Genomic DNA, 964 nt, shown 5'->3' with positions numbered 1-964 from the left:
GTGGCTTCGGGCGCGATGCTGGTCGATGTGGCCGATGCCACGGAGACGGTTAAACGCGGCCTGATGCTCAAGTCTCTTGCAAAAGACGCCGGCAACGCGCCGTGGGTCAAAGTGCAACCGACGCGCGTAACGATGCCGGTGCAGCAGCCGCATGCGTCGCATGCGCACCATCAGAAAGTGAAACCGATTGAGACGCCGGAGGGCTCGCCTGTTTGGGTCGAGCGTGCGGTGGCGGGCAAGACGACTGCTGCGGAGATCAAGGCTTGGAGTGCATTTCCGCTGAACGTATCGAATGCGCGCGGGCCGGCGGTTGGCTTCGACGAAGTGTTTTCGCGTGGCGAGCTCGACAAATTGGGTGACGGGGCGAAAGCGCAGGACGATAAGCAAGTGCATTGGTGGAAGATTACGGCCGGTACTGCGGATGGCAATAGCCGCGAAGGCTGGGTCTGCGACACGGGACATCAAAACGTCCAGTGGCATAGCCCCTGGGAGTGGCCCGGTTTCGAGGTGGTCGACAACACGAGTGTTTCGCTGTTGGACTCGTTTAAGCGCCACCTGTACATCTACGAGATGCTGTTCGATGGCGATAAGGAAGCGTTCGAGCCGAGCGCGGTGACCGTGAACGGTAGCGCGCTGATCAAGAAGCTGGAGAAGGTTGTCGATCGGCTTGGGAACAACGATGGGAAGGTGAGTGCGCAGGAGTTGGGACGGGCGCAGAGGACACGCTGGGTCGCGCATGCGATGTCGCACCTAGTGGTGCGCTATGAGAGCGAGTGGGGCGGGGATCTGAGCAAGTGGGAATCGCTTTCTTCGTTGATGAAGGAGCGCAAGTATATTTGGCAGGCCGAGCTCGAGCGGATAGAGAAGCTGCGATGGTGGGATAAGGTGCATGGAGTTGCTGGGTTGCCTGCCGATCCGGCGGTTTATCATTTTCATCCGGTGGGGTTGGTGGGGAATTTTGTTA

Annotated in this window: 1 pseudogene; it reads left to right on the top strand. The window is 59.4% G+C overall.

Annotated features, from left to right (window positions below):
• Positions 1-964: pseudogene (locus MMB74_RS27275) on the top strand (muramidase); the annotation flags it as partial.

Origin of the sequence: Trinickia sp. Y13 (assembly GCF_029522115.1) — a bacterium.
In the GTDB taxonomy this organism is placed as follows: Bacteria; Pseudomonadota; Gammaproteobacteria; order Burkholderiales; family Burkholderiaceae; genus Trinickia.
This window is presented reverse-complemented; position numbering and strand designations above follow the sequence as displayed.